This is a genomic window from Mesorhizobium qingshengii (genome assembly GCF_027563465.1).
GTDB classification, from domain to species: Bacteria; Pseudomonadota; Alphaproteobacteria; order Rhizobiales; family Rhizobiaceae; genus Mesorhizobium; species Mesorhizobium qingshengii_A.
Window position 1 is genome coordinate 306,064 of record NZ_JAPFQA010000007.1, and the last position, 26,851, is coordinate 332,914.

The 26,851-nt window shown below is 63.4% G+C and carries 25 protein-coding genes; 6 read left to right on the forward strand and 19 right to left on the reverse strand.

The annotated features are described in order from the left end of the window. Positions 1-2: 2 nt before the first annotated feature. The 4 genes from OOJ09_RS18365 to OOJ09_RS18380 all read right to left on the reverse strand — a co-directional run bounded on the left by OOJ09_RS18365 (position 3) and on the right by OOJ09_RS18380 (position 4,550). Positions 3-383 (reverse strand): hypothetical protein, encoded by a 381-nt coding sequence (locus OOJ09_RS18365; RefSeq protein WP_269906529.1) that lies wholly within the window; start codon positions 381-383, stop codon positions 3-5. After that, the gene (hydA, locus tag OOJ09_RS18370; RefSeq protein WP_269906530.1) at positions 383-1,834 is read right to left on the reverse strand and encodes a dihydropyrimidinase; all 1,452 of its coding nucleotides are present in this window, start codon (positions 1,832-1,834) and stop codon (positions 383-385) included. The genes OOJ09_RS18365 and hydA overlap by 1 nt, the downstream gene beginning before the upstream one ends. 66 nt (positions 1,835-1,900) lie before the next feature. After that, a complete protein-coding gene (locus tag OOJ09_RS18375) occupies positions 1,901-3,151 on the reverse strand; it encodes a Zn-dependent hydrolase (protein ID WP_269906531.1) in 1,251 nt (416 codons plus the stop codon). A gap of 70 nt (positions 3,152-3,221) precedes the next feature. Then, positions 3,222-4,550 (reverse strand): aspartate aminotransferase family protein, encoded by a 1,329-nt coding sequence (locus tag OOJ09_RS18380; RefSeq protein WP_256751060.1) that lies wholly within the window; start codon positions 4,548-4,550, stop codon positions 3,222-3,224. 238 nt (positions 4,551-4,788) lie between these two features. Between OOJ09_RS18380 and OOJ09_RS18385 the strand changes: the two genes are divergently transcribed. Beyond that, on the forward strand, positions 4,789-5,412 hold the full coding sequence (locus OOJ09_RS18385; protein WP_091580580.1) for a TetR family transcriptional regulator C-terminal domain-containing protein: 624 nt from the start codon (positions 4,789-4,791) through the stop codon (positions 5,410-5,412). A 15-nt stretch (positions 5,413-5,427) separates the two neighbouring features. Here OOJ09_RS18385 and OOJ09_RS18390 read toward each other — a convergent pair whose 3' ends face one another. Then, positions 5,428-6,306, reverse strand: a complete 879-nt coding sequence (locus tag OOJ09_RS18390) for a helix-turn-helix transcriptional regulator (protein WP_269906532.1) — start codon at positions 6,304-6,306, stop codon at positions 5,428-5,430. Positions 6,307-6,410: 104 nt separating this feature from the next. Between OOJ09_RS18390 and OOJ09_RS18395 the strand changes: the two genes are divergently transcribed. Then, positions 6,411-7,256, forward strand: coding sequence for an SDR family oxidoreductase (locus OOJ09_RS18395; RefSeq protein WP_269906533.1), 846 nt, complete (start codon positions 6,411-6,413; stop codon positions 7,254-7,256). Then, positions 7,253-7,975, forward strand: coding sequence for an SDR family oxidoreductase (locus OOJ09_RS18400; protein WP_269906534.1), 723 nt, complete (start codon positions 7,253-7,255; stop codon positions 7,973-7,975). Before OOJ09_RS18395 ends, OOJ09_RS18400 begins: the two co-directional genes overlap by 4 nt. A 30-nt stretch (positions 7,976-8,005) precedes the next feature. Here OOJ09_RS18400 and OOJ09_RS18405 read toward each other — a convergent pair whose 3' ends face one another. From OOJ09_RS18405 to OOJ09_RS18440, 8 genes are all read right to left on the reverse strand, one after another. Further along, positions 8,006-8,908, reverse strand: a complete 903-nt coding sequence (locus OOJ09_RS18405) for a GNAT family N-acetyltransferase (protein WP_269906535.1) — start codon at positions 8,906-8,908, stop codon at positions 8,006-8,008. Positions 8,909-8,991: 83 nt separating this feature from the next. Next, the gene (locus OOJ09_RS18410; protein WP_269906536.1) at positions 8,992-9,369 is read right to left on the reverse strand and encodes a DoxX family protein; all 378 of its coding nucleotides are present in this window, start codon (positions 9,367-9,369) and stop codon (positions 8,992-8,994) included. 67 nt (positions 9,370-9,436) lie between these two features. After that, positions 9,437-9,895 (reverse strand): carboxymuconolactone decarboxylase family protein, encoded by a 459-nt coding sequence (locus OOJ09_RS18415; protein WP_269906537.1) that lies wholly within the window; start codon positions 9,893-9,895, stop codon positions 9,437-9,439. 12 nt (positions 9,896-9,907) lie between these two features. Continuing rightward, positions 9,908-10,435, reverse strand: coding sequence for an RrF2 family transcriptional regulator (locus OOJ09_RS18420; RefSeq protein WP_269906538.1), 528 nt, complete (start codon positions 10,433-10,435; stop codon positions 9,908-9,910). Between the two features lie 339 nt (positions 10,436-10,774). Then, positions 10,775-12,088, reverse strand: a complete 1,314-nt coding sequence (gene preA, locus OOJ09_RS18425) for an NAD-dependent dihydropyrimidine dehydrogenase subunit PreA (protein ID WP_269906539.1) — start codon at positions 12,086-12,088, stop codon at positions 10,775-10,777. 12 nt (positions 12,089-12,100) lie between these two features. Beyond that, complete coding sequence (locus tag OOJ09_RS18430) at positions 12,101-12,943, reverse strand: class I SAM-dependent methyltransferase (protein WP_269906540.1); 843 nt, start codon at positions 12,941-12,943, stop codon at positions 12,101-12,103. Between the two features lie 5 nt (positions 12,944-12,948). Further along, complete coding sequence (locus tag OOJ09_RS18435) at positions 12,949-14,304, reverse strand: NAD(P)-dependent oxidoreductase (RefSeq protein WP_269906541.1); 1,356 nt, start codon at positions 14,302-14,304, stop codon at positions 12,949-12,951. A 142-nt stretch (positions 14,305-14,446) separates the two neighbouring features. After that, positions 14,447-15,163 carry a gamma-glutamylcyclotransferase gene (locus OOJ09_RS18440; protein ID WP_269906542.1) on the reverse strand — a complete coding sequence of 239 codons (717 nt, stop codon included), beginning with the start codon at positions 15,161-15,163 and terminating at the stop codon, positions 14,447-14,449. 180 nt (positions 15,164-15,343) lie between these two features. Here OOJ09_RS18440 and OOJ09_RS18445 point away from each other — a divergent pair, with 180 nt between their 5' ends. Next, a complete protein-coding gene (locus OOJ09_RS18445; protein WP_269906543.1) occupies positions 15,344-16,120 on the forward strand; it encodes a VOC family protein in 777 nt (258 codons plus the stop codon). A gap of 81 nt (positions 16,121-16,201) precedes the next feature. Here OOJ09_RS18445 and OOJ09_RS18450 read toward each other — a convergent pair whose 3' ends face one another. Then, positions 16,202-16,690 (reverse strand): hypothetical protein, encoded by a 489-nt coding sequence (locus OOJ09_RS18450; protein ID WP_269906565.1) that lies wholly within the window; start codon positions 16,688-16,690, stop codon positions 16,202-16,204. Positions 16,691-16,888: 198 nt separating this feature from the next. On the opposite strand from OOJ09_RS18450, the gene OOJ09_RS18455 reads away from it, so the two are divergent. After that, positions 16,889-17,281 carry a DoxX family protein gene (locus tag OOJ09_RS18455; protein WP_269906544.1) on the forward strand — a complete coding sequence of 131 codons (393 nt, stop codon included), beginning with the start codon at positions 16,889-16,891 and terminating at the stop codon, positions 17,279-17,281. A 22-nt stretch (positions 17,282-17,303) separates the two neighbouring features. On the opposite strand, the gene OOJ09_RS18460 is transcribed toward OOJ09_RS18455, so the two are convergent. Beyond that, positions 17,304-19,730, reverse strand: coding sequence for a GcvT family protein (locus OOJ09_RS18460; RefSeq protein WP_269906545.1), 2,427 nt, complete (start codon positions 19,728-19,730; stop codon positions 17,304-17,306). Positions 19,731-19,794: 64 nt separating this feature from the next. Continuing rightward, positions 19,795-21,333 carry a trimethylamine methyltransferase family protein gene (locus tag OOJ09_RS18465; RefSeq protein ID WP_269906546.1) on the reverse strand — a complete coding sequence of 513 codons (1,539 nt, stop codon included), beginning with the start codon at positions 21,331-21,333 and terminating at the stop codon, positions 19,795-19,797. A gap of 217 nt (positions 21,334-21,550) precedes the next feature. Here OOJ09_RS18465 and OOJ09_RS18470 point away from each other — a divergent pair, with 217 nt between their 5' ends. Further along, complete coding sequence (locus OOJ09_RS18470; RefSeq protein WP_269906547.1) at positions 21,551-22,141, forward strand: transglycosylase SLT domain-containing protein; 591 nt, start codon at positions 21,551-21,553, stop codon at positions 22,139-22,141. A gap of 27 nt (positions 22,142-22,168) precedes the next feature. On the opposite strand, the gene OOJ09_RS18475 is transcribed toward OOJ09_RS18470, so the two are convergent. The 3 genes from OOJ09_RS18475 to OOJ09_RS18485 form a co-directional block, all read right to left on the reverse strand. Next, complete coding sequence (locus OOJ09_RS18475; RefSeq protein ID WP_269906548.1) at positions 22,169-24,385, reverse strand: ABC transporter ATP-binding protein; 2,217 nt, start codon at positions 24,383-24,385, stop codon at positions 22,169-22,171. A 63-nt stretch (positions 24,386-24,448) separates the two neighbouring features. Then, complete coding sequence (locus OOJ09_RS18480) at positions 24,449-25,606, reverse strand: ABC transporter permease (RefSeq protein ID WP_269906549.1); 1,158 nt, start codon at positions 25,604-25,606, stop codon at positions 24,449-24,451. Between the two features lie 12 nt (positions 25,607-25,618). Next, positions 25,619-26,653, reverse strand: a complete 1,035-nt coding sequence (locus OOJ09_RS18485) for an ABC transporter permease (RefSeq protein ID WP_269906550.1) — start codon at positions 26,651-26,653, stop codon at positions 25,619-25,621. Between the last annotated feature and the right edge of the window lie 198 nt (positions 26,654-26,851).

Genomic DNA, 26,851 nt, shown 5'->3' on the forward strand with positions numbered 1-26,851 from the left:
CGTCATTTGCACCGAGAGACTTCGCCCATGACGTTGCCGTCCTCATCGGCGATCACCAATCTCTTGGCGTTCTTGGCGCTCTTCCTGATGGTGAACTGGCCGGGCGTCTCACCCTCCTCGCCCTCCGCCTGGCAACTGGCCTTCACCACCAGCGACCCGTCGGCCTGGACCTTCTTTTCGGTGAAGGTGCAAGCGCTCGCCACCGTGACGAATGCCTCGCTGGTCAGAAGCAGCATGTCCTCGGCATAGACCTGCTGGCCGTTCTTGTTGATGCAGCCGGACTTGTTGCCATAGGGCTTGGACAGATCGATGCCGGCAGCCGACGCATGGCCGGCGGCCAGGACAAGAAGAGCTGTTGATAAGAGCCCCGCGCGCCTCATCATCAAACCCCGGTCGCCGGAATGCCGGTGCGTTCCACCTTGCGCGGCGCGGTGATGTCCTTCCACGTCGACAGCGCCCGGTTGACCGCCGCATTGGGTTCGCGGCCGACGAATTCGCCATGACCGGGCTTGGCCTTGACCTCGGCTTCCTGGATCGACAGTTCGCCGCGCGAGAAGACGAAGCGCGGCAGGCCGGTGACCTCGAACCCTTCGAAGACATTGTAGTCGATCACCGACTGCTGCTTCTTGGCCGAGATCTTCTTCTTGCGCTTCGGATCCCAGACGATGATGTCGGCATCGGCACCTTCGACGATGGCGCCCTTCTTCGGATACATGTTGAGGATCTTGGCGATGTTGGTCGAGGTCACCGCGACGAACTCGTTCATCGTCAGCCGGCCGGTGTTGACGCCCGTGGTCCACAGCACCGGCAAACGGTCTTCCAGGCCGCCTGTGCCGTTGGGGATCTTGGTGAAATCGCCGACACCGTTGCGCTTCTGGCTGGTGGTGAAGGCGCAATGGTCGGTCGCCACCACTTGCAGCGACCCCGCCTGCAGGCCCGCCCACAGCGAATCCTGATGCAATTTGTTGCGGAAGGGCGGGCTCATCACGCGGCGCGCCGCATGGTCCCAATCCTTGTTGAAATATTCGCTCTCATCCAGCGTCAGGTGCTGGATCAGCGGTTCGCCGAACACCCGCATGCCCTTCTGGCGCGCCCGGCGGATGGCCTCATGGCTCTGCTCGCACGAAACATGCACGACATAGAGCGGCACGCCGGCCATGTCGGCGATCATGATGGCGCGATTGGTCGCCTCGCCTTCCACCTCCGGCGGACGCGAATAGGCGTGCCCCTCCGGACCGTTGTTGCCGGCGGCGAGCAGTTTCTGCGACAGGGCTGCGACCACGTCGCCATTCTCGGCATGCACCAAGGGAAGCGCGCCAAGGTCGGCGCAGCGCTGGAACGACGCATACATCTCGTCGTCGTCGACCATCAGCGCACCCTTGTAGGCCATGAAGTGCTTGAACGAGGTGATGCCCTTGTCGACGACGGTGGCCATCTCGTCGAACACCTGCTTGCCCCACCAGGTGATCGCCATGTGGAAGGAGTAGTCACAGGACGCCTTCGAGGTCTTGTTGTCCCACATCTGCAAGGCCTCTAACAGCGATTGCTGCGGCGCCGGCAGGCAGAAATCGACGACCATCGTCGTGCCGCCGGCAAGCGCCGCACGCGTGCCGGATTCGAAATCATCGGCCGAATAGGTGCCCATGAACGGCATTTCGAGATGGGTGTGCGGGTCGATGCCGCCCGGCATGATGTAACAGCCAGTGGCATCGAACTCGTGGTCACCGTGCAGATCCGAACCGATGGCGACGATCTTGCCGTGGCTGAACAGCACGTCGGCCTTCCAGGTGCGATCGGCGGTGACGATGGTGCCGTTCTTGATGACTTTGGTCATTTTTCTTGTTCCCTTGTTCTCTTCGCGCTTCTTTGTGAGCGGCGTTTGGAATGCAGATTTCTAGGCTCACTCCACGATGACAGCTGTCTCCACCACCGCGTGGAACAGCACGTCGGCACCCGCCGAGGCCCACTCCTTGGAGATCTCCTCGGCCTCGTTGTGAGACAGGCCGTCGACGCAGGGGCACATCACCATCGCGGTCGGCGCGACGCGGCTGATCCAGCAGGCATCATGGCCGGCGCCGGAGACGATGTTGCGGTGCGTGTAACCGAGCCGTTCGGCGGCATCGCGAATGGCCTTGACGCAGCCCTTGTCGAAGGTCACCGGATCGAAATGGCCGACCTGCTCGATCTTGTACTGGATGTCCAGCGCCTCGCAGATCGTGTCGATGCCTTCGCGGATGCGGCCATCCATCGCATCCAGCACTTCCTTCTCTGGCGAGCGGATGTCGATGGTAAAGACGGTGCGGCCGGCGATGATGTTGCGCGAGTTCGGATAGACCTCCATGTGGCCAACCGCGCCGACGGCGTCGGGCTGGTAGTCCATGGCGATCTCGTGCACCAGCTCGATCACCCGCGCCATGCCAAGCCCGGCATTGCGGCGCTTGGGCATCGGTGTCGAACCTGTGTGCGCCTCCTTGCCGGTCAGCGTCACCTGCAGCCATTTCAGCCCCTGGCCATGGGTGACGACGCCGATGTCGATGCCTTCGTCCTCGAGGATCGGCCCCTGCTCGATATGCAGTTCGAAGAAGGCGTGGATTTGGCGCGCGCCCACCTTCTCGGTGCCCTTCCAGCCAATGCGCTCCAGTTCCTCGCCGAATTTCTTGCCGTCCTTGTCGACATGTTCGTAGACATCGGCCTGGTCGAGCACGCCGGCGAACACGCCGGACGCCATCATCGCCGGCGCAAAGCGCGCGCCCTCCTCGTTGGTCCAGTTGGTGACGACGATCGGATGCTTGGTCTTGATGCCGAGATCGTTGAGCGAGCGCACCACTTCCAGCCCGCCGAGCACGCCGAGCACGCCGTCATACTTGCCGCCGGTCGGCTGCGTATCGAGATGGCTGCCGACATAGACAGGTGGCAGGCTGGGGTCGGTGCCTTCGCGGCGGGCAAACATGGTGCCCATTTCGTCGACGCCCATTTCGAGCCCGGCCACATCGCACCAGCGCTTGAACAGATGCCGGCCCTCGCCGTCCTCGTCGGTCACGGTCTGGCGATTGTTGCCGCCGGCAATGCCGGGGCCAATCTTCGCCATCTCCATTATCGAATCCCACAAACGGTCTGAATTGATTCGCAGATTCTCGCCGGGCGCGGCCATTCAAGGTCCTTCCATTTCATATCCTGGGCGGGCGGCGGTTCCCGCCGCCACCCGTCCAGGTAAGCCAGATCTAGTCTATCGAGCGCAGAACATCCCGCACATGGTCGATCAATTCGTTGATCTGGCCCTTGGTGATGATCAACGGCGGCGACAGCGCGATAATGTCGCCGGTGGTGCGGATCAGCGCACCGCGCTCGAACGCCTTGACGAAGGCCGAGAAGGCACGCTTGGTCGGCTGGCCGGCGATCGGCGCCAGCTCGATCGCGCCGATCAGGCCGATATTCCTGATATCGATGACGTTCGGCTCGCCCTTCAGCGAATGCAGCGCGTCTTCCCAATAGGGCGCCAGTTCCTCGCCACGGGTCAACAGACCCTCTTCCTTGTAGGTGTCGAGCGTGCCGAGTGCGGCCGCGCAGGCGATCGGGTTGCCCGAATAGGTGTAGCCGTGGAAGAACTCGATCATGTGCTCGGGGCCGGTCATGAAGGCGTCGTGGATTTCCTTCTTCACGAAAACCGCGCCCATCGGGATGACGCCGTTGGAGACGCCCTTGGCGGTGGTCATGATGTCGGGCGTGACGCCAAAATAGTCGGCGGCGAACGGCGTACCGAGGCGGCCAAAACCGGTGATGACCTCATCGAAGATCAACAGGATGCCATGCTTGGTGCAGATTTCGCGCAGCTTCTGCAGGTAACCCTTGGGCGGCAAGATGACGCCGGTGGAGCCGGCGACCGGTTCGACGATGACGGCGGCGATGGTCGAGGCGTCATGCAGGGCGACGATGCGCTCCAGCTCGTTGGCCAGTTCCGCGCCATGTTCCGGCACACCCTTGGTGAACGCGTTCTTCTCCGGCAGGTGCGTGTGCGGCATGTGATCGACGCCGCCCAGCAAGGTGCCGAACATCTTGCGGTTGGTGACGATGCCGCCCACCGAGATGCCGCCGAAATTGACGCCGTGATAGCCGCGCTCACGGCCGATCAGGCGGGTGCGCGAGCCCTCGCCCCTGGCGCGATGATAGGCGATCGCCATCTTCAACGCGGTCTCGACCGATTCCGAGCCGGAATTGGTGAAGAACACGTGGTCCATGCCCTTCGGCGCGAGATCGACCAGGCGGTTGGCCAGTTCGAAGACGATCGGATGGCCCATCTGGAAGGCCGGCGCATAGTCGAGCTCGGCGGCCTGATGCTGGATCGCCTCGGTGATCTTGGGCCGGCAGTGGCCGGCGTTGACGCACCACAGGCCAGCGGTACCGTCCAGCACCTTGCGGCCATCGCTCGTCGTGTAGTGCATGTCCTTGGCGGACACCATCATGCGCGGCGCCTGCTTGAACTGCCGGTTTGCCGTGAACGGCATCCAGAATGCGCTGAGATCGTTCGGCGTGACTTTCAGCCGGTTGGACATGACCAAGACTTCCCCTTGTAACTGTTTCGGTGCGTCCAACGCTTGGTCTTGGTTGCGTTTTCATGCTACGCAAATTTTTGACCGATTGGACAAACGTTAGCACCGCCCTGTCGGCGGTCAAGGGATTACTAGCGGAAATGCGGCATCGGAAGCGCGCTCCACAGCCTAAGGAAAAACTGGTCCAGAGAATTGGTCCAGATGACCGTCAACGCGAGGGCTCGCAACGGTGAACACCAGCATGGACGCCCCCCGCCGCACCCGCATCCAGCAGGAAAAGCGTGAACTCATACTCGAAGCCGCGCTCGAGGTGTTCTCCACCCATGGCTTTCGCGGCTCGACCATCGACCAGATCGCCGAAGCCGCCGGCATGTCGAAGCCGAACCTGCTCTACTACTTCCGCCGCAAGGAGGACATTCACGAGGCGCTGATGCAGCGGCTGCTCGATACCTGGCTGGCGCCGCTGCGCGAACTGGACGACATTGGCGATCCCCTGACCGAATTGCGCAGCTACATCAGGCGCAAGCTGGAAATGGCACGCGATTTTCCACGCGAGAGCCGGTTGTTCGCCAATGAGATCCTGCAAGGGGCGCCGCGCATCATGCCGCTGCTGGCCGGCGAGCTGAAAACGCTGGTCGACGAGAAGGCAGCCGTCATCAAGGGCTGGATGCGCGCCGGCAAGATCGCCAGGACCGACCCCTGGCACCTGATCTTCTCGATCTGGGCAACGACCCAGCACTATGCCGATTTCGACGTCCAGGTCCGCGCCGTGCTTGGGCCGAACCGTGGCGGCGACGGCCGTTTCGAGGACGCCGCCCGCTTCCTGGAGCAATTGTTCCTCGAGGGGCTGAAGCCGAAAAGCTGACCCCGTCCGAGGGGCTCACGCGCTGCGCCGCTCGGCCGGCAATGCATCCAGCAATGTCTGCAGCTTGGCGACCGAGTTCTGCTCGGCAAGCGGCATATAGGCGATCAGCTTCATGTCGGAGCCGTCGTCGATCGAAAAGCTCATATGCTCGAACGTCATCGCGCCAGCGATCGGATGCCTGACATGCTTCACCCCCGACAATCGGCGCGCGACGTCGCGCTGCGGCCACCAACTGCGGAACTCCGGGCTTGATCGCGTCATCAACTCGATCAGCCGCTCGAAATCCGGATCGCCGACATATCTGGCGCTTGCGGCCCGGAACGAGGCCAGCACGGTGCGCGCCAGCTGCTCCCAGTCGACCAGCAGGCGCCGGTGATGCGGACTGGTGAAGACCATGTGGACGATGTTGCGGGCGTCCCCCTCCAGCAGACCATAATCGCCGAACACCGCCACCGCCGCCGGGTTCCAGGCCAGAACATCCCAGCGCCGGCCGATCACATAGGCCGGCTGCAGGACCAGGCTTTGCAGCATGTGCAGCAAGGGGCCGTCGACCTTTTCCGGCGCCACGGCACGACGCTCCGGCTGCTGGCGGCCGGCGAGGATGAACAGATGCTGTTTTTCGGCGATGTCGAGGCGCAACGCCTCGCCGAGGGCCGTCAGAACTTCCACGGAGGGCCTAACGTCCCGCCCCTGCTCCAGCCAGGTGTACCAGGTGGTGCCGACGCCGGCGATCATCGCCACCTCCTCGCGCCGAAGCCCGGGCGTGCGCCGCCTGAGGCCGGTCGCGATGCCGGTTGCCGAGGGCGTCAGCCTTTCACGGCGCGAACGCAGGAAAGCGCCGAGCTCACGTCGGCGGCTGTCTTCAGCGGACTGATTGGGGGATCGGGAGTCCATGGGGCTTATTATAGCAGTATTGATACCAGGATAAAGTTTGAACTGTTTGGCCTGCGCCAGCTGTCCCATCTTTGGTTCGGAGCGACGAAATGGAGGCTCCGAACATGGAACTGAAAGACAAGACAATCCTCATCACCGGCTCGACCGACGGCGTCGGTCGCGTCGTGGCGCAAAGGCTGGGTGCCGCCGGAGCCCGTATCCTGGTGCACGGCCGCGATGCGGCGCGCGGCAAGGCAGCGGTTGCCGAGATCGAAGCCGCCGGCGGCAAGGCCGAGTTTCTGGTCGCCGACCTCGCCTCGCTGGCCGAGGTTCGCCGCCTCGCCGAGGCCGTGCGCGCCAGGACCGACCGGCTCGACATCCTCATCAACAATGCCGGCATCGGCACGGCAGGCCAAGGCGCCAGACGACAGGTCAGCGCCGACGGCTACGAACTGCGCTTCGCCGTCAACTATCTCGCCGGCTTCCTGCTCACCTCGGAGCTTCTGCCGTTGCTGAAGGCAAGCACACCGGCGCGCGTCGTCAACGTCGCCTCGGCTGGACAGCAGGCGATCGATTTCAGCGACGTCATGCTGACCCGTTCCTATGACGGCGTGCGCGCCTACTGCCAGAGCAAGCTGGCGCAGATCCTGTTCACCGTCGATCTGGCGGAGCAGCTGAAAGGCAGCGGCGTCACCGTCAACGCGCTGCATCCGGCCAGCTACATGAACACCACCATGGTCCGGCAGGCCGGCGTGACGCCATGGAGTTCGGTCGAGACTGGCGCCGACGCCATCGTCAATCTGGCGACCTCCCCGACCCTCGAAGGGCGCAGCGGCCTCTATTTCGACGGCTTGCGCGAATCCCGCGCCGACGCGCAGGCCTACGACGCCAGGGCAAGACAGCAATTGCGAGCCTTGAGCCTCGACCTCGTCGGCCCGGCCTCCCCGAAATCCAAGGAACAGCATTCATGACCGAGACAATCCAACACACAGTCATCATCGGCGGTTCTTCCGGCATTGGCCTCGCGACCGCGCGCAAGCTGCTTGGGCCAGGCATGAAGGTGACGATCACCGGGCGCAACCAGGACAAGCTCAACACCGCGTGGAAGAGCCTTGGCGGCGCCGCCGAGAAGTCGGCATTCGACGCTTCAAAGCCGGATGAGGTCCGCCAGTTCTTCGACAGCCTCGGTCCGTTCGATCACCTCGTGCTGGCGGCGAGCGGCGGCAAGGGCCTCGGTCCGTTCGAGACACTCGACCTTGCCGACATCGGCAGCGGCGTCGACGAGAAGGTGCGGCCGCAACTGTCCTGCCTGCAGGCCGCCTTGCCGACGCTGAACAAATCGGGATCCGTGACCTTCATATCGGCAGTGTCGGCCCAGGTCGCCATGCCTGGCGTCGCCGGCATAGGCGCCATCAACGGCATGTTGCTGACCGTGGTGCCGATCCTGGCTGTCGAGCTGAAGCCGCTGCGCGTTAACGTCGTGGCGCCGGGCGTCATCGACACACCTTGGTGGGACTTTCTGGCCGACGAGCAGCGGCAGGTGGTCTTTGCCGACTATGCCGGCAAGACCCCGGTCGGCCGCATCGGCCGCGCCGAGGACGTCGCCTCGGCGATAGCCTTCCTCGTCTCCAACGGCTTCATGACCGGCCAGGTCTTGACCTGTGACGGTGGTCTGCGGTTCGCGGCATAGGCGGCAGGTCAAATGCCGGCACGGCAGCAATCACATGAAACCGGGATTCCGGGGCAGATACTGGGACCAGTCGCCCAGATCTCGCGTTGACATCAGGACCATGGGGAGTGTGATGCGCATCCCATGGTAGACAGCGGTGCTTAGAACCCTGTCCACCGTGCCAGGGAGGAAAGCCGACACCGACGAAGACTGTGTCTCCGCCGCAAGGCTCAGTGCGGTCCTGAAGGCCGCATCAAGAATGTCAGGTTCCATGACGGCAAGCGGTCCGATGTGACCGTTGGTACCGATATAGGCGTAGCCGACGCAATCACCCCCATCGTAGAGACCGACACCTGCCGTTGCATCGTCATTGATCAGATATCGGTGATGTTTCTCACGAGAGACGCGCAGGGCCCGGCGGTCGATCCGGACAAGATCGCGCAAATGCGAGGCTGTTTCCTTGAGCGGCAGGCATCGAAGCGGCGCATACCGCAATCGACCTGTCAGGACATCCCTGGCGACGCCAAGATTGTAGATCGGAAATCGCGGGAACAATCCGTGCCGGATATAGAGACCCTGCGATACGGTATTGAAACTGAAGGTGATCAAGGCCTTGCTGGTAGCACCGGACTGCCGGGCATGGTCGAGCGTTCGTTTCAGCAGTTCATTGCCTATCCCGCTGCCCTGACGACCAGGGGATACGAACAGCTGGGCAAGAAACCACAGATCGCCGCAAACCCAACTCCAGGCAAAGCCAAGGATTTCGTCGGCGTCTTGCGCCACCCACAAACCACCGGCATCGTCCTTCAGCGAAAACGATTGGAAATTGGTGGGGCGCGAAACAGCCATGGGTCCAAAGCCATGGCGCTCGGTAAGCTCGTTGATGCTGGCAACGACAAGCTCATCAGCCCGTTCCAGATCTTGCGCGCGGGCAGGTCGATAGACGACTGACATGGGCCACCTCTAGGAAAGAAGCCGCCGGTACAGGTTAGAATGTCCGGTGCCGAAGTCAAACAGCGCCCGGCCCGCCACTGTCCCTAAAGCGACTGCGCGATCAGTGTCAGGAAACCTCCGCCCAGCGCGACATTGCCGACAAAGCCATTGATGCGGGACGCACGGTCCAGACCCTGATGGTCCCAGAAATTGTGGAACATCGGCGTCGCGACGATCAGGAACAGCACCAGCACCGCGCAGGCAATCGCGGTCCAGAGACCCGCCATCACCAACACGCTGGCAACGATCTGCAAGACGATGCCTGCCCACAGCGCCAGCCGCGCCTGCGGCACACCACGAGCGGCCATAAGCCCCGTCAGGAAGGCTGCGTTCTGGATGTTGCGCAGGCCGGCAAAAACAAAGGCGCCGCCAAGCAACAGGCGGCCAAGAAACAACACGGTCAAAGGCAAATCGGCGGGCATCAAACGCTCCCTTTGAAAACAGTTGGAGCGCCGCCTCCTCGACGGCGCTCCCACGACGATGGAAAAATCAGGCCGCCTTGGCGGCCGGCATCGGATGAATGGCCTGGAACGGGATGCACAGCCGGTTCCAGGTGTTGATCATGCCGAGCGCCACCGACAGCTTGACCAGTTCCTCTTCCGAGAAATGCTCGAGTGTACGTGCATAGAGTTCGTCCGGCACGCCATTGTTGGCGATCAGGGTCACCGCTTCGGTCCAAGCGAAGGCTGCGCGCTCACGCGGGGAAAACAGCGGCGATTCCTTCCAGGCCGCGACGAGATAGAGCCGCTGTTCGCTTTCGCCATCGCGCCGCGCCTCGCGGCTGTGCATCTCGACACAAAAGGAGCAGCCATTGATCTGCGAAGCCCTGAGCTTAATCAGGTGCAGCAGGCTCACTTCCAGGCCGCATTCGTCGACCGCCTTGTTGAGCGCCGACACCGCCTTCATGATCTCGGGCGCCTTGGCGAAAAATTGCATCCTCTGTTTCATCTTGATGTCCTTTCACATCTTTGGATTTTGTGGGGTGGAACTGGATTTCTGCGGCCGTTGATGACGCGCGACGAAGGCGCAGCTGGCGGCGAAGGACCTCGGATCGCCCTCCGCCGCGTAATCCGCCACGATGTCGGACAGCTTTGTTTCGGCGAGCGCTGCGCGATAGGCGCGCTCGGCTTTCAGCATCGCGGCATTGATGCCGCAGGGTTTGACGTAGGCTGAAGGGTCGATCTTGACCGGACCGTTGCGACGGATTTCGCCGCAGCGAAACGCCGGCTCGCGCCCTTCAACCGCCAGCACGATGTCGAGCAGCGTGATGCGCTCGGCCGGTTGTGCAAGCCGGTAACCGCCCGCCGGTCCCGAGACCGATTCCAGGATGCCCGACGCGGTCAGCATGTTGAGATGCTTCAGCAGATAGCTCGGCGATAGGCCGAAGGCCTCGGCGAGCGCCGCGCCCGGCATGGTGCTGTTGCCGTCGACGCTTGCCAGCGTGGCCGCGCAGTGGATGGCCGCTTCAACGCCCTCACCCAGCTTCATGGTGTCGATCTCCAATTCATGGATAGTTTTTATCGTGGATAATTTTCATCCGCAATAGGGAAATGCGGAAATCCACATGTTCGCGATGGCCTCACAGGGTTTGGGTTCCTCGCACCCCGCGAAGCGGGGGAGAGGTGGCCCGGCTAAGCCGGGACGGAGAGGGGGACGACCTCTACGAAGTCGGAACCGGTGATACAGGAAGCGCAGGCAAGATAAAAGGCGATCAGGAGCCTGGTGCAGGCTCCCAGTCGTCCCGAAGGCCCCCTCTCCGTCCCGGCTTCGCCGGGCCACCGCTCCCCATTGCGTGGGGAGAGGAACCCAAATTCCGCGAAGGCAGCCCTACTCCGCGGCCACCTTGGCCATCGGGTTGTTCGGATGCGTCGTCCAGTTGGCGTAGATCGGCGACACCGGCTTGCCGGTGCGCTGGTCCATCACGCCCGCCGCCAGCGGCTCCATGGTGATGCAGTTCTCGACCGGGCAGACATTGACGCACAGATTGCAGCCGACGCATTCGGCCTCGATCACCTCGAAGTGCCTGACGCCGTCGACCATGCTGGTGATCGCCTGGTGCGAGGTGTCCTCGCAGGCGATGTGGCAGCGGCCGCACTTGATGCAGGCGTCCTGGTCGATATGCGCCTTGGCGACATAGTTGAGGTTGAGATACTGCCAGTCGGTGACGTTTGGCGTGGCGCGGCCGACAATGTCGTCGAGCGAGGCATGGCCCTTCTCGTCCATCCAGTTTTCCAGGCCGGCGATCATCTCCTGCACGATCTTGAAGCCGTAGGTCATCGCCGCCGTGCACACCTGCACATTGCCGGCGCCGAGCGCCATGAATTCGGCCGCGTCACGCCAGGTGGTGATGCCGCCGATGCCGGAGATCGGCAGCCCATGCGTTTCGGGATCGCGCGCGATCTCGGCCACCATGTTCATGGCGATCGGCTTCACCGCCGGGCCGCAATAGCCGCCATGCGAGCCCTTGCCGTCGATGGTCGGCTGTGGTGCGAAACTGTCGAGGTCGACGCCAGTGATCGAATTGATGGTGTTGATCAGCGACACCGCGTCGGTGCCGCCGGCAAGTGCAGCCCTCGCCGGCTTGCGCACATCGGTGATGTTGGGCGTCAGCTTGGTGATGACCGGCATGCGGGTGTTCTGCTTGCACCAGCGCACCACCATTTCGATGTATTCCGGCACCTGGCCGACGGCGGCGCCCATGCCGCGTTCCGACATGCCGTGCGGGCAGCCGAAATTGAGCTCGATGCCGTCGGCCTCCGTCTCCTCGACCACCGGCAGGATCGCATTCCAGGCCTCCTCGACGCAAGGCACCATCAGCGAGACAACGATGGCGCGGTCGGGCCAGTCCTTCTTGACCTGCTTGATCTCGCGAAGATTGACCTGCAGGTCGCGGTCGGTGATCAGCTCGATGTTGTTGAGGCCGAGAAGGCGGCGGTCGGCGCCCCAGATCGCGCCGTAGCGCGGGCCGTTGACATTGACCACCGGAGGGCCTTCCTCGCCCAGCGTCTTCCACACCACGCCGCCCCAGCCGGCCTTGAAGGCGCGGATGACGTTGTAGGCCTTGTCGGTCGGCGGCGCCGAGGCCAGCCAGAACGGATTTGGCGACTTGATGCCGACGAAATTGTTGCGGATGTCTGCCATGACAGGTCCCTTTCAGCCGAGACGAAGGATCAATTCGACGGGCGCGAGAATGCCGCCTTCAAGCGCGGCGGTAAGGTTGGCGATCTTGGTGCGGGCGTTCTCGCCCATGACGAGGCCGACGCCCGGCGGCGGCTTCCTGCCCTCCGCTTGCGCGGCGGCCATCCGGGCACGCATCGTGGCGAAGAATTCGACGGCGAAAGCGCCACGTGGCCGCTCGGCGATCACCGAGAAACCCGCCGCGGCGGCAGCCGCGCGATAGTCTTCGGGCGTGGCGACGAAGGACATCGTTTCATCGGATGCCCAGGGCAATGGATAGGATAGCGCTCCGCTCTTCAGGCGCATCACGTCGTAGACGGCAAACACGCCGCCCGGCTTGAGCACGCGGGCAGTCTCGCTCATCAGCCTCGGCTTGTCGGGAAGGTTCATGCCGACATGCAGGATGACAGCCGCATCGAAGCTGTCGTCTGCGAATGGCATGTCCAGCGCGCTGCCCTGCACGAAGCGCGTCTTGCCGGCCATTCCGGTTCGCTTCGACAGGCTTGTCGCGATATCGACATAGTTCTGCGTCAGGTCGATGCCGGTGACTTCGGCGCCGGCGCTGTTCGCGACGAAGCGGGCCGGACCGCCGATGCCGGATCCGATGTCGAGAAGCTTGGCCGCGGGCTTGAGGTCCATCTGATCGACGAGTTCTTTGGTGGCGGCCACGCCGCCGATGTGGAATTCGTCAGCCGCTTCGAGATCGCCGGCGCGCAGATGGGCAACGTCCACGCCAGTATCGGCGAGCGCGGCGAGGATCCGTTCCTCCAGGCCCGATATGTCGTAGTGACGGGCAATGCCCGGTTCCACCGTGGCCATGATCCCTATCCCTGCATGAGGCTCCTGTGCATGCTCTCCGCCGCGTCACGGCCTTGCGCCACCGCCGAGACGGTGAGGTCGTCGCCCCCGAAGATGCAGTCGCCGCCGGCCCAGACATTGGCCAGCGAAGTACGACCTTCCGCATCGACCTTGATGCGGCCGGCTTCGAGCTCGATCGCCGCACTGCTGCCGTTGAGCGCAGCCGGCACAAAGCTCTGGCCGATCGCCTTGAACACTTGGTCGGCGGTAAGCGTCAGCGTCTCGCCGGTGCCGGCAAGCTTGTCGCCGGTGAGCGCGGTGTATTCGAGCTCGATGCCCGACACCTTGCCGCCTTCGGCAATGACCCGCTTCGGCTGCAGCCAGTGGCGGATGGTGACGCCGTTGGCGGCGGCCAGATCCTGTTCGAATTCGGAAGCGTTCATGTGCTCCTGGCCACGCCGGTAGCAGATCGTCACCTCCTCGGCGCCAAGCAGTTTCGACTGCACGGCGGCGTCGATCGCCGTCATGCCGCCGCCGATGACAACGACGCGGCGGCCAACCGGCAGGCTGGCGAGATCGCTTGCCTGGCGCAGTTCGGCAATGAACTCCACCGCATTGGTGACGCCGTCGGCGTCCTCGCCATCGGCGCGCAGCGCGTTGACGCCGCCAAGCCCCATGCCGAGAAACACCGCGTCGTAATTGCGGATCAGATCGGACAGCTGGTAGTCGCGGCCGAGCGCCTTGCCGTTCTGGATGTCGATGCCGCCGATGGCGGTCACGTATTCGACTTCGGCCTGGGCGAAATTGTCGACGCTTTTGTAGGCTGCGATGCCGTATTCGTTGAGGCCGCCGGCCTTTGGCCGCGCTTCCAGGATGGTGACGTCATGGCCATGGCGGGCCAGCCTGTGCGCGGCGGCAAGGCCGGCCGGCCCCGCGCCGACCACGGCCACAGTCTTGCCGGTCGGCGTGGCGCGCGGATAAAACTGCTTGTTCTCGGCCATGGCGATATCGGTGGCGTAGCGCTGCAGACGGCCGATCTGCACCGGCTTGCCCTCCGCCACCTCGCGCACACAGACCTCCTCGCAGAGAGTCTCGGTCGGGCAGACCCGGGCGCACATGCCGCCCAGGATGTTCTGGTCGAAGATCGTCTTGGCCGAACCGATCGGATTGCCCGTCGAGATCTGGCGGATGAACAGAGGAATGTCGATCGAGGTCGGGCACGCATTCATGCACGGCGCGTCGTAGCAGAAATAGCAGCGGTCGGATTCGACCAGCGCCTCGTGGTGATCGAGCGGCGGGTGCAGGTCGGAAAAATTGTCCGCGTACTGGTCGGCCGAGAGCCTGCCGCCTGCAATGCCTTCCCTGAACTGGCCTTCTGGCATTCTCAGTTCCCCATGTTTTCGTTTTGGGAAAGGCTAGCACGTTTTATTTTTTTATCAATTGGTCAATTTTCGGCGCAAGGTACTGAAAAGACTATGCAATAACATGATACATTTACTCATGTTATTGCTCGATCGGTTGGTTTTACAGCGCCGGCGGGCGACCGAAATCGAGCGCGTGGCCATGAATGGCCCGGACCTCGTCGGCAACCAGTTCCTGCAGCCGCCACAGATTGCGGTCGTGGATGCCGAACGCTTCGAGATGACTGACCGTGTTGTAGAGATATTCGGCGCCGGATCCGATATGCCCGCAGGCCCTGGCCAGCACGCCGGCCACCCGCTCCAGCGGCTGGCTCAGGGACGTTCCCCTGCCCTTGACGCCGACCCAGAAGCCAAGCGCTCGCAGCGCGCCCTGGCCCGCATGCACCGGCAGCCACCTGACCGAGTCGATGCTTTCGTGGTCGCTGATCTCGCGCCGCAGCAGCCTTTCGATCTGGGCCGGTTTTTCGCCCTCCGGCAAGCGGTAGATCACGCCGTTGCAGCGTCCGCCCCGTTCGAGTGCCATCATCAGCCCCGGCTGCTCGGCGCTGCCGCGCCAACGCACCATGTCGAGACAGAAGGAGCGGTGCCAGCCGAAGGCGGTGGCGAGCTGTTGCTCGACCGACTCGAATTCCGGCTTCCAGATCAGCGACCCGTAGGCGAACACCCATAGCGGCCCCGCGTCGGCTTCATCGGACAGCCGCGAGGCAAGGGTCCGGAAATCCTCGTCGTCCAAAGCCGTCCAGCTCGGGTCCGGGCCGGGGTCGGCCTCCTCCCGATGGCACAGTGCGACAAGCTCGGGCGTGAGCGACATCCGGCGCATGAAACGACAATCCCCTTTGTTTTTATCGCAGAGAAATCGAAAACCACGGCGCGCGCAAGCCTGGGAACATTTGCTCCAGGTCGACCACTATTGTCCGGGCGGGTGTCGGATTTCCGTCGTGAAGATCGTCCTAGGATCGATCGGACGACGATCGATGCATAAAAGGTGAGGAGACCGACAATGCCAAAATCCCCGATGCCCTTCTTCTGGTACGAATTGATGACATCAGACATTGACGCCGCCGAGGCGTTCTACACCAAGGTTGTCGGCTGGACGGCTCAGCCTTTCGACAAGGCCCCCGGAATGCCGCGCTATATCGTCATAAATGTCGGCGAGCGTGGCGTTGGCGGCCTGATGACGATGCCCGAGGAGGCCGCCAGGATGGGCATGCCGCCCGCCTGGCTCGGCTATATCCACACCAGGGATGTCGATGCCTCGACCAAGGCACTGAAGGCTGCCGGCGGAGCTGTCCACCGCGAGCCCGACGACATCCCCGGTGTCGGCCGCTTTGCCGTCGTCGCCGATCCGCAAGGCGCGACCTTCATGTTCCTGCAGCCCAACGGCCCCGACCAGGCCGTCGTGCCGGCCAGCACGCCTGGCCATATTGGCTGGCACGAGCTTTACACCAGCGATTGGAAGGCCGCGTTCGACTTCTATTCCGACCAGTTCGGCTGGGCCAATGCGGGTGACTTCGACATGGGGCCGATGGGCATCTACCAGACCTTTACGGCCGGCCCGGAATCCGGCGGCGGCATCATGAACAAGCCCGAACAGATCCCGGTGCCGGTCTGGCAGTTCTATTTCAACGTCCCGGCCATCGACGCCGCCGCAAAACGCGTCACCGACAATGGCGGCAATATCCTGATGGGACCAATGGAAGTTCCCGGCGGCAGCTGGATCGTGCAATGCCAGGACCCGCAAGGCGCGCATTTCGCGCTGATGGCGCCGGTGCGCTGACGGCAACAAACACCGCTGGCACGAAGCGACGGCCTTTCACCGCACCACGGATGAAAGGCCGCATTGCTCTGCCTGCCCGACTTATTCCGGCGTCAGCACCGCGACCTTCAGCTCAACCTTTTTCGCGCCGCTGAACTGGACAGTGGCCGGGCCGGCCGCGAGCTTGAAGCGCACGCTCTTGCGGATGCCGGGGCAGGTTTTCACACCGCTATAGCCCGCCGACTTGATGGCCTTGCCGTCCTGGATGACATCGATCCAGGCCTCGTCCGACAGGCTGATCTGAATGGCTCCCTCGGCCGGCACGTCCACGCTGGCGACGGCACCGAACGTGCCCTCCGCCGGCGCGCGCTCGGGCGACAGCGCAAAACCGGCTTTCTCCGCTGGAACCAGTGCCAGATCCGCGGCAGCACCCACCGCCAGCTCCGCTCCAGCCGGCGTCGCGGGCGCCGCGGCAAACAGCGCCTGTTCCCGCGTCACAGGCCATTTGAAGGCCTCACAGCCGGCGTCCTCGGCCATGGCCAAGCTGGTGCCCGCAAGGAGGGCGAATAGGCTGATGATGACTTTATTCATGGCGAAGGGACCCAGATGTTGAAAGTGTCCATATCCATACAACCATAGCGATACGAATGCAACCATGGCGAGAAAATTATGAAGGTCATACCTCGGACAATTCCACTCACCGAGTGTTGATGGCACGCGGTGGGAAGTGAATGGTCCATGGCCGGGCGATACGCTATGGCCGGTGCGGGAGAGGCAATTGGAGTTCAAATGAAGCTTTTCGAAAACCTCGCCAGATATCAGCCGCAAGCACTCGGCGTGCTGCGCATCATGACCGCGCTGCAGTTCATCGAACATGGCAGCCAGAAACTGTTCAATTTCCCCGTAAGTGCCGACCCCCACGCCCTCTCCGGGCTGACGCTCACCGCCGCCATCCTCGAATTCGCCGGCGGCATCCTGCTGGCGCTTGGCCTGTTCACCCGGCCGGTGGCGTTCCTTCTGGCTGGTGAAATGGCGATCGCCTATTTCATGGCGCACTACCCGCGCGATTTCTTCCCCGTCAACAACAGCGGCGATGCGGCAATCTCGTTCTGCTTCATCTTCCTCTATCTGGTCTTCGCCGGCGCCGGCGCCTTCGCGCTGGACAACCGCGGCAAGGCCTGATGTCGCAAGCGGGGGTGAACCTTCACCCCCGCATCCGTTCGAAATTCGCATCGAACAGCGGCGCTGCCTGGATGCGCGCCGCATGGCGCTTGCCGAGCAATTCGATTTCGAAGCCGTCGCTCTCCTCGGCGATCTCCTTCGGCACATAGCCGACGGCGACGGACTTTTTCGAATGATGCGCGTAGCCGCCCGAGGTGACCCAGCCGCGCACGGCGCCGCCGAACCAGATCGGCTCGTCGCCGATGACATCGGCGTCGTCGGCATCGACGATGAAGGCACGCAGGCGCAGCTTGCCGCCTTGTTTGCGCTCGGCCAGCGCTCCCGCCTTGCCGATGAAATCGGCCTCCTTGCCATAGGCGACGAAGCGGTCGAGCCCGGCTTCCAGCGGCCCGTAAATCGGCCGGTATTCGCGCGCCCATGAGCCGTAATTCTTCTCCAGCCTGAGTGCGTTGAGCGCGCGCGAACCGAACAGGCCGATGCCGAATTCCTCGCCGGCCGCCATCAGGGTCTGGAATGCGGCGCGCTGATATTCCGGCGCCACCCACATCTCGTAACCGAGATCGCCAGTGTAGCTGACGCGGCCGACCAGGCACGGCGCCATGCCCATATCCATCCTGGCGATGGCCATGAATGGAAACGCCGCATTCGACACGTCCCAGCGCGTGGCTTTTGCCAGCACGTCGCGCGCCTTCGGCCCCGCGATCGAAAGGCCTGTGAGCTTCTGGCCCAGCGCCTCGATCCGGACAGAGCCTTCGTCAGGCAGGTGCTTTTCGAACCAGCGCATGTGGTATTGCTCGGCAACACCCGAGCCGGCGAGGAACCAGCCGTCGCCGCCGAGATTGGCCAGCGTGAAGTCGCCGATCAGCCTGCCATCTTCCTTCAGCATCGGCGCCAGCGTCATGCGGCCGGGCTTCGGCAGTTTGCAGGCAAGCAGGCGGTCGAGCCACGCCGCTGCCCCCTCACCCGTCACCCTGTATTTGGCGAAGCTCGAAATCTCCGACAGGCCGACACCGGTGCGAACGGTCTTCACCTCGTTGGCCACATGCGTGAAATCGCTCGAGCGGCGCCAGGAGAACTCGTCCTCGACGCCTGCCGGTGCGTACCAGAGCGGCACCTCCAACCCATAGGCGACCCCCCACTGCGCGCCCTTGGCCGACAACAGATCATAGACCGGTGTCGTCTTCAGCGGCCGACCGGCGGGCAGTTCCTCGTTGGGGAAGCGGATCGAGAAACGGCGCGAATAATTCTCGCGCACTTTGGCGTTGGTGTAGGCCATCGTCGCCCAGTCGCCATAGCGCGCGACATCCATCGCCCAGATGTCGGCGCCGGGATCGCCCTCGATCATCCAGTTGGACAGCGCCAGGCCAACGCCGCCCCCTTGTGAAAAGCCGGCCATGACACCGCAGGCGACCCAGAAGCCCGGCAGCCCCCGCACCGGCCCAACCAGCGGATTGCCGTCCGGCGCGAAGGTGAACGGGCCGTTGATGATCTGCTTGATGCCGGTCTTCTCAAAGGCCGGGAAGTGCCGGAAGCCGACCTCCAGCGACGGCGCGATGCGGTCGATGTCGGGCGCCAGCAGTTCATGGCCGAAATTCCATGGCGTCTGGAATTCGGACCACGGCTTGTTGGCCTTCTCATAGGTGCCCATCAGCATGCCGCCGCGCTCCTGGCGCAGATAGAGCTCGCCGTCGAAGTCGACCGCATGCATGATCTCGGTGCCGGTCCTGGCGTTCCAGGCGGCGACCTCGGGCATGTCCTCGGTGATCAGGTACATGTGCTCCATCGCCAGCACCGGCAGTTCGAGGCCAACCATGCGGCCGACCTCGCGCGCCCACAGGCCGCCGGCATTGACGACATGCTCGGCCACCACCTCGCCCTTGTTGGTGATGACGCGCCACATCCCGTCGGCACGCCGCACGATGTCCTCGACCTTGGTGAAGCGCTCGACCTCGGCGCCGAGCTTGCGCGCGGCCTTGGCATAGGCATGGGTGACGCCGGAGGGGTCGAGATGGCCGTCCTCCTTGTTGCGGACGGCGCCGACGAACTGCCTGGGATCAAGCAGCGGCATCAGCTCGGCTGCTTCTTTCGGCGAGATCACCTCCAGGTCGATGCCGAGATAGCGGCCTTTGGCGACGACACCGCGCAGCCAGTCCAGCCGCGCCTCGGTCGCCGCCAGAAGCACGCCGCCGGTCAGGTGGACGCCGGTTGCCTGGCCGGAAAGCTCCTCGATCTCCTTGTAGAGGCTGATCGTGTATTTCTGCAGCTTGGCAACGTTGGGGTCGCCATTGATCGTGTGCATGCCGCCGGCCGCGTGCCAGGTCGAGCCGGAGGTCAACTCATCGCGCTCCAGCAACACGACGTCGGTCCAGCCGTGGCGGGCGAGATGGAACAGCACGGAGCACCCGACGACGCCACCGCCAATGACCACGACCTTTGCATGCGATTTCATGGATTTTCTCGTTATTTCACGGAGTTGGATGAATGAAGTGAATCAAGGCAGGAAGACTGGCGCATCACGGCTCGCCCTGCCCGATCGCTTCCTTGCGCCTGGCCATATAGGCCTCAAGCGCCTCGCGCACAGCGACATCCATCACCGGCTCGGCGTACTCTTCCAGCGCCTTCTTCCACAGCCGCGTCGCGCGCGCCGTGGCGTCGAGCCCGCCGGCCTCCTGCCAGGCTTCGTAATTCTGCCAGTTGGAGAGCATCGGCTGGTAGAAGGCGGTGGCATAGCGCTCCAGCGTATGCGGCTCGCCGAAGAAATGGCCGCCGGTCGGCACCGCGCCCAGCGCCTCGACGGCAAGCTCGGCCTCGTTGACCTCGATCGGGCGCAAGAACTCCATCATGTGCTGGATCATCTCGACATCGATGATGAACTTCTCGAACGATGCCGTCAGCCCGCCCTCCTGCCATCCGGCGGCGTGATAGACGAGGTTGCCGTGGCCGAGCACCGCGCCCCACAGCGCCATCAGCGTCTCATAGGCGCCTTGCGCGTCGGCGGCGTTGGAGGCCGAGCCCGGCGTCGTGCGGTAGGGCAGCCCGTAGCGCCGCGCCAGCTGCCCCGACGCGATGTTGGCCTTGGTGTTCTCCGGCGTGCCGAAGGCCGGCGCGCCGGACTTCATGTCGACATTGGAGGTGAAGGCGCCATACATGACAGGCGCACCGGGACGCACCAGCTGCGTCAGCACCACGCCGAACAACGCCTCGGCATTCTGCTGCGCCAGCGCGCCGGCCAGTGTCACCGGGCTCATCGCCCCCATCAGCGTGAACGGCGTCACCGCCACCGACTGGCCGAACTCGGCCATCGTCATCAGCCCCTCCGCCATCATCTCGTCGAAACGGCGCGGCGAGTTGACCGAGATGATGGTGGTGATGCCGGGATCGTCGCGCATCTGGTCCAGAGTCAGCCCGCGTGCGATCGCCATCATCTCGATGCCGTCCAGCGCCCTGCCCCGGCCGATCGCCGAGACATGGAAGCTCTTGTCGGTCAGCGTCAGATTGGTGAAATAGGTGTCGAGATGACGGGAATTCGCCGGCAGTTCCACCGGCGCGCAGACCTGGTTGCCGAGCATGTGGATGCAGTTGAAATGCTGCGCCAGACGGGTGAGGTCCGAGTAGTCGCGCAGATTGCCGGCGCGGCGGCCGCGCTCCATGTCGTGCACATTGGGCGGCCCGGCAACGAGCGTGAAGTTGATGGTGTTGCCGCCGAGATGAATGGCATGCGCCGGGTTGCGCGGCGTCAACACATAGCTGGACCGCGTCGTCTTCAGCGCCTCGGCGACCATGCCCCTGTCGATGCGCACATTCGCAGCCGCATGATCGACTGTGGCCCCTGCCTTCTCGAACAGCGACAGCGCGCGCGGGCTCATCACCTCGATGCCGAAATTCTCCAATATATGCATCGACGCCTGGTGGATCTGCTCGATCTGGTCGGGCGACAGCAGGGCCATCGGCGGATAGGGATTGGTTACCCGCCGCAACGGCAATTGCGGAATGGGCGATGGGCCCCTGTTGCTGGTGCGCTCGGCGCCGCGTTTGCGTCTTGGCTCGTTCATGCCCGGCATCAAAGCCCCGGCAAACCAGCCAAGCTGTCAGAAATACGCCGTTTGCGGGCGCGATTTTAGCCAAGGCGGCATTTATGCAATATCTGTTTAGAAAAAACGACGAAATGCGTCGGATTGTCGATACGGTATCTTCCCGGGCAAATGCGCTGGCGAGCGGTTAACGACGGCGGCAAGATTTCGTTTATGATTTCGGCCTATTGCTCTGCCAATGCGTAGGTCGAGTTTTAGTAAAATTGTAGCGGTTGGCGCGCTGCTGGCACTTTCGGCCTGCGCCACGGCACCCAGCCACATCAACAATGTCTGCGCCGTCTTCGATCAGAACGACGGCTGGTTCGACAACTGGCAGTCGGCGGCTGAGCGCACGCAGCAGAAATACGGCGTGCCGGTTCCCGTTCTCATGGCGACGGTGCGCAAGGAATCCGGCTTCAAGAGCAATGCCCGGCCGCCGCGCACCAAGCTGCTCGGCTTCATTCCGTGGACACATGTCTCGTCGGCCACCGGCTTCTCGCAGGCGCTGGACGGCACCTGGTCGCAATATCAGAGCGAAACCGGCAACTGGGCGGCGCGGCGGACGAAATTCGCCGATGCCGTCGACTTCGTCGGCTGGTACCATTCCAAGACCGCCGACACGTACGGTGTCGCCCGCAACGACACCTACAATCTCTATCTCGCCTACTATCTCGGCTGGACCGCCTATGGCCGCGGCAACCGCGGCGACGCCGGCGTCCAGGGCTATGCCCGGGCCACCGAAAAGATGGCGCGGGACTATGCTCAGCAGCTAAGCCAGTGCGGCAACTGAACGCGCCGCGCCGCTGACCTCGATCGGTCAGTTCGGCTTCTTGCCGCGCGGGCGCTTGGGCGCGGCGGCCGTCGGGCCCGTATCCGTCACATGCGGCGCGTCCTCTGGAACACCCTCACGCGCGGCGTGCTCCTTGTCGAACTTGATCACCGGCTCCATCTTGGCCAGCACGTCGTCGGCCAGCCAGCACAGGCTCATATGGCCGTTGCCGAGATGCTTGACCGGCGGCACCTTGGTTTCGCACAGATTGTCCGGCACCAGCTTCTTGTAGCCGCAGCGTGTCTGGAACGGGCAGCCGGATGGCGGGTTCATCGCCGAGGGAATGTCGCCCTCCAGCACGATGTGCCGCTTCACCACGCTGGTGTCGGCGATCGGGATCGCCGAAAGCAGTGCCTCGGTATAGGGGTGATAGGGCGGCGCGAAGATCTGGTCGGTCGTGCCCTGCTCGACGATATAGCCGAGATACATGACAACGACGCGGTCGGCGATGTAGCGCACGACGGACAGATCGTGGCTGATGAACAGCATCGTCGTCTTGTTCTTGCGCTGGATGTCCATCAGCAATTCGGTCACGGCGGCCTGCACCGACACGTCGAGCGCCGAGACCGGCTCGTCGGCCACCACCACCTTGGCGTCGCCGGCAAAGGCGCGCGCCACGCCGATGCGCTGCTTCTGGCCGCCCGAAAGCTGGCGCGGCTTGCGGGTCTCGAAGGCCCGCGGCAGCTTCACCAGGTCGAGCAGTTCCAGCATCCGCTTGCGGCGGTCGGCAACCGTCTTGCCGACCTTGAATTTCTCCAGCGTGCGGATGATCTGCGAGCCGACCGAATGGCTGGGGTTGAGCGTGTCGAACGGGTTCTGGAACACCATCTGGATCGACGACACGGTGTCGACGCTGCGGCTCTCGATGCCGGTCGACTGGATTTCCTTGTTGCCCAGCGTGACAGTGCCCGAGCTTGCCGTCTCCAGTCCCAGCAGCACCTTGGCCAGCGTCGACTTTCCGCAACCGGATTCGCCGACGATGGCGACGGTCTCGGATTCGCGCGCCATGAACGAGATCGTCTCGTTGGCCTTGACGACACGCCCCTCGCTCGAGCCGAACACCTCGTTACCGCCGACCTTGTAGTACTTCCGGAGGTCCTCGATCTTCAGCACCGGCGCGCCGGGCACGACGCGCTCATTGACCTTCTTGGCGCCGGGCGGCAGCGCTTCCCAGTCGATCTCGTTGAAGCGCACGCAGCGCGAGAAATGGCCCTCATGGCCCGCGACCTCGATCATCGGAATTTCGGCGGCGTTGCAGACGCCCTCGACGAAATGGTGGCAGCGCGGGCCGAAATTGCAGCCCTTCGGCCGTTCGTGCGGCAGCGGCAATTGCCCGGGGATGGAGATCAGCGGCCGCGAATTCTTGTCGGCGCCGGGCAGCGGGATCGAGCGGAACAGCCCTTGCGTGTAGGGATGGCGCATCCGGTCGAACACGTCCTTGATCTTGCCGGTTTCCACCGCCTCGCCCGAATACATCACCGTGATGCGGTCGCAGGTCTCCAGGATGAGACCCAGATTGTGCGACACGAAGATCATCGAGGTGCCGAACTTTTCGCCCAGCCCCTTGACCAGATCGACGATGCCCGCCTCCACCGTCACGTCGAGAGCCGTCGTCGGTTCGTCGAGCAGCAACAGCGCCGGCTTCGAGAGCAGCGCCATGGCGATGACGATGCGCTGCTGCTGACCGCCCGAAAGCTGATGCGGATAGGAACGCATCATGCGCTCGGGGTCGGGAAGCTTGACCGAGCGCACCATTTCGAGCGCCCGTTTGTAGGCCTCTTCCTTCGACACCTTGTCGTGGATCAGCGGCACTTCCATCAGTTGCTGGCCGACCTTCATCGCCGGATTGAGGCTCGCCATCGGTTCCTGGTAGATCATCGCGATCTTGTTGCCGCGGATGGCGCGCAGCTCCTCGTCGGAGAGCTCGCCCATGTCCTTGCCCTGGAACTTGATCTTGCCGCCGACGATCTTGCCGATGTTGGAGAGGTCGCGCATGATGCCGAGCGACACGGTTGACTTGCCGCAGCCGGATTCGCCGACGATGCCCATCGCCTCGCCCGGCATGACGGTGCAGGAAAAATCCATGACCGCCGGTATCTCGCCCTTGCGGGTGAAGAAGGAGATCGACAGGTTCTCGATCTCGATGATCGGCCCATTGGTCGGCCCAGGGGTCGGCTTGGCGGGATTTCGAACTGCCTCATTCATGGGTCGCTCCAATCCTTGGTTCTCAGGCCGGGCTCTTCTCACTTGGGGTCGAAGGCCCGTCCATCAGTCTTTCATCGATTGTTCACGCAATGAGTCCGCGAGCAGGTTGAGGCCCAGCACGAACGACATCAGCGCGATCGTCGGCGGCAGCGCCGGGTGGATGAAGGAGCGCAGCAGACGGCTGGCGTCCTTGATCGCGGTGCCCCAGTCCGGACTTTCCGGCGCCAGGCCGAGGCCGAAATAGCCGAGTGTGCCGAGCAGGATGGTGGTGTAGCCGATGCGCAGGCAGGCATCGACGATCAGCGGCCCGCGCGCATTGGGCAGGATCTCCCACAGCATGATGTACCAGGGCGATTCACCGCGCGTCTGCGCCGCCGCCACGTAGTCGCGCGTCTTGATGTCCATGGTCAGGCCGCGCACGATGCGGAACACGCCGGGGCTGGAGGCGAACACCACCGCCACGAATATGTTGAGCTGGTTGGGATCGATGTGGACGATGTGCAGCGGATCCTTGTCGAACACGAGGCCGAGATATATCCAGCCGCCGATCACCAGGGTCAGGCCGAGCAGGATGTAGATCCGGTCAGGCCGGTTCTTGTAGCGCGTCCAGAACAGCACGCTGAAGAAGATGATCGGGAACAGGAAGAAGACGCCAGCCAGCGCATAAGGGATCGGCGTGTCCATGATGCCCGGGGTCACCAGCAGGTAGAACAAAAGGATGACCGGGAAGGCGAGCACGAGGTTGGCCAGGAACGACAGCACGGTATCGATCTTGCCGCCATAGTAGCCGGCAGGCAGGCCGAGCGTGATGCCCACCATCAGCGCGAAACCGGTCGCGGCGGGGGCGATGATCAGCACGATCTGGCTGCCATAGACCATGCGCGAAAACACGTCGCGCGCCAGCTTGTCACCGCCGAAGAGATAGACCAGCCCCGACTGCGGCTCGATCCCGCCCGGCAACACGTCCTTCATGATCGGCACCTGGGCGAGCGGATCGAAGGGCGAGATGGTTGACGCGAAGATGGCCGTGAACAGCCAGAACAGGCAGATGCCGACGCCGACGATGCCGACGCCGCTGTCGAACAGCTGCCCGTAGAGCGCCAGCTTCTTCTTGTAGGCGAAGCTTGCCCCCATGACGATGACGAGCGCGATCCAGACCGGCCAGAAGCGCGACAGCACTCCCAGTACGACATTGACGGCGCTGATATATTCGACCTGCATCCGCCCGTTCTCCTACTGGACTCTGATACGCGGATTGAGAAACGCGTAGCCGACATCGGAAATGAGCTGCGTGATCAGGACGATGAACACCGAGACCAGCGAGCAGCCGAGCAGCAGATCGATATCGTTGTTGCCGGCCGCCTCGACCAGCGTGTAGCCGAAGCCCTGGTAGCGGAACATCACCTCGACGATGACGACGCCGGTGAGCAGCCACGGAAACTGCAGCATGATGACGGTGAAGGGCGCGATCAACGCATTGCGCAACGCATGTTTCACCACCACGCTGCCAAAGGAAAGACCCTTCAATCGGGCCGTGCGGATATATTGCTGCGTCATCACTTCGACCATCGAAGCGCGCGTCATGCGGGCGATATAGCCGATGCCGTAGATCGCCAGCGTCATGACGGGCAGCGTGAAATTATAGAAGGTGATGCCCTGGCTGGCCGAAGCGGCCGAACCGTTCAGCCAGCCGAGCCATGAGGCGAAGATGACGGTGAAGATGACGCCCGACACATATTCAGGTGTCGCCGTCGAGGCGATCGAGGCCACCGAAAGCACACGGTCGGTTCGCGAGCCCTCGCGCATGCCGGCCAGGATGCCGATCAGGAGCGAGATCGGCACCATTACCGCCAGCACCCAGAACATCAGGATGCCGGTGGCGCCAAGAGCGGGGAACAGCTTCGAGGCGACCGTCGCCTTGAACTTGGTCGAGCAGCCGAAATCGCCTTCGATAACGCCGGAGAAGGTCGGCACCACCGGATCGTTGCAGAAGGTGAAACGCTGCGCCGGCTTGCCTGTCGTCGGATCGGTCACCGGCTGCTTGGGCAGGACGCCCAGCCACTGCCCGTAGCGGACAAAGAAGTTCTGCCGGTAGCCGTGGTTGGCCAGCCATCCTTCGAGTTGCTCGGCCGACGTATGCATTTCCGTCTGGCTGATCGCCAGCTTCTTCAGATTGGGCTCGAGATTGATCAGGAAGAAGACGATCATCGTCAGGCACAGCATCGTCAATGCCATGGTGCCGAGACGCCTGATAACGAAAGAAAGCATGGCGGCCCCCTGCCGATGGGGTTGGGGTTTGAGCCGGCTCCAAAGCCCTGCCTGCCGTTACCGGCGGGGCGGCTGTCAAACAGGCCCTCGGATGCGATCAGCTCTTGATTTATTGCACGGCCTTGTCCGGGGAGTCCGCAATTTTTTGCAGTGCACACTCACGGCTTCAGATCGCTGCTAAAGAGTGAGGGGAAAGGG

Excerpts from the sequence above, each read along its gene's own strand:
- OOJ09_RS18365 (WP_269906529.1), bottom strand. The coding sequence starts at position 383 with ATGATGAGGCGCGCGGGGCTCTTATCAACAGCTCTTCTTGTCCTGGCC.
- hydA (WP_269906530.1), bottom strand. The coding sequence starts at position 1,834 with ATGACCAAAGTCATCAAGAACGGCACCATCGTCACCGCCGATCGCACC.
- OOJ09_RS18375 (WP_269906531.1), bottom strand. The coding sequence starts at position 3,151 with ATGGCCGCGCCCGGCGAGAATCTGCGAATCAATTCAGACCGTTTGTGG.
- OOJ09_RS18380 (WP_256751060.1), bottom strand. The coding sequence starts at position 4,550 with ATGTCCAACCGGCTGAAAGTCACGCCGAACGATCTCAGCGCATTCTGG.
- OOJ09_RS18385 (WP_091580580.1), top strand. The coding sequence starts at position 4,789 with ATGGACGCCCCCCGCCGCACCCGCATCCAGCAGGAAAAGCGTGAACTC.
- OOJ09_RS18390 (WP_269906532.1), bottom strand. The coding sequence starts at position 6,306 with ATGGACTCCCGATCCCCCAATCAGTCCGCTGAAGACAGCCGCCGACGT.
- OOJ09_RS18395 (WP_269906533.1), top strand. The coding sequence starts at position 6,411 with ATGGAACTGAAAGACAAGACAATCCTCATCACCGGCTCGACCGACGGC.
- OOJ09_RS18400 (WP_269906534.1), top strand. The coding sequence starts at position 7,253 with ATGACCGAGACAATCCAACACACAGTCATCATCGGCGGTTCTTCCGGC.
- OOJ09_RS18405 (WP_269906535.1), bottom strand. The coding sequence starts at position 8,908 with ATGTCAGTCGTCTATCGACCTGCCCGCGCGCAAGATCTGGAACGGGCT.
- OOJ09_RS18410 (WP_269906536.1), bottom strand. The coding sequence starts at position 9,369 with ATGCCCGCCGATTTGCCTTTGACCGTGTTGTTTCTTGGCCGCCTGTTG.
- OOJ09_RS18415 (WP_269906537.1), bottom strand. The coding sequence starts at position 9,895 with ATGAAACAGAGGATGCAATTTTTCGCCAAGGCGCCCGAGATCATGAAG.
- OOJ09_RS18420 (WP_269906538.1), bottom strand. The coding sequence starts at position 10,435 with ATGAAGCTGGGTGAGGGCGTTGAAGCGGCCATCCACTGCGCGGCCACG.
- preA (WP_269906539.1), bottom strand. The coding sequence starts at position 12,088 with ATGGCAGACATCCGCAACAATTTCGTCGGCATCAAGTCGCCAAATCCG.
- OOJ09_RS18430 (WP_269906540.1), bottom strand. The coding sequence starts at position 12,943 with ATGGCCACGGTGGAACCGGGCATTGCCCGTCACTACGACATATCGGGC.
- OOJ09_RS18435 (WP_269906541.1), bottom strand. The coding sequence starts at position 14,304 with ATGCCAGAAGGCCAGTTCAGGGAAGGCATTGCAGGCGGCAGGCTCTCG.
- OOJ09_RS18440 (WP_269906542.1), bottom strand. The coding sequence starts at position 15,163 with ATGCGCCGGATGTCGCTCACGCCCGAGCTTGTCGCACTGTGCCATCGG.
- OOJ09_RS18445 (WP_269906543.1), top strand. The coding sequence starts at position 15,344 with ATGCCAAAATCCCCGATGCCCTTCTTCTGGTACGAATTGATGACATCA.
- OOJ09_RS18450 (WP_269906565.1), bottom strand. The coding sequence starts at position 16,690 with ATGAATAAAGTCATCATCAGCCTATTCGCCCTCCTTGCGGGCACCAGC.
- OOJ09_RS18455 (WP_269906544.1), top strand. The coding sequence starts at position 16,889 with ATGAAGCTTTTCGAAAACCTCGCCAGATATCAGCCGCAAGCACTCGGC.
- OOJ09_RS18460 (WP_269906545.1), bottom strand. The coding sequence starts at position 19,730 with ATGAAATCGCATGCAAAGGTCGTGGTCATTGGCGGTGGCGTCGTCGGG.
- OOJ09_RS18465 (WP_269906546.1), bottom strand. The coding sequence starts at position 21,333 with ATGAACGAGCCAAGACGCAAACGCGGCGCCGAGCGCACCAGCAACAGG.
- OOJ09_RS18470 (WP_269906547.1), top strand. The coding sequence starts at position 21,551 with ATGCGTAGGTCGAGTTTTAGTAAAATTGTAGCGGTTGGCGCGCTGCTG.
- OOJ09_RS18475 (WP_269906548.1), bottom strand. The coding sequence starts at position 24,385 with ATGAATGAGGCAGTTCGAAATCCCGCCAAGCCGACCCCTGGGCCGACC.
- OOJ09_RS18480 (WP_269906549.1), bottom strand. The coding sequence starts at position 25,606 with ATGCAGGTCGAATATATCAGCGCCGTCAATGTCGTACTGGGAGTGCTG.
- OOJ09_RS18485 (WP_269906550.1), bottom strand. The coding sequence starts at position 26,653 with ATGCTTTCTTTCGTTATCAGGCGTCTCGGCACCATGGCATTGACGATG.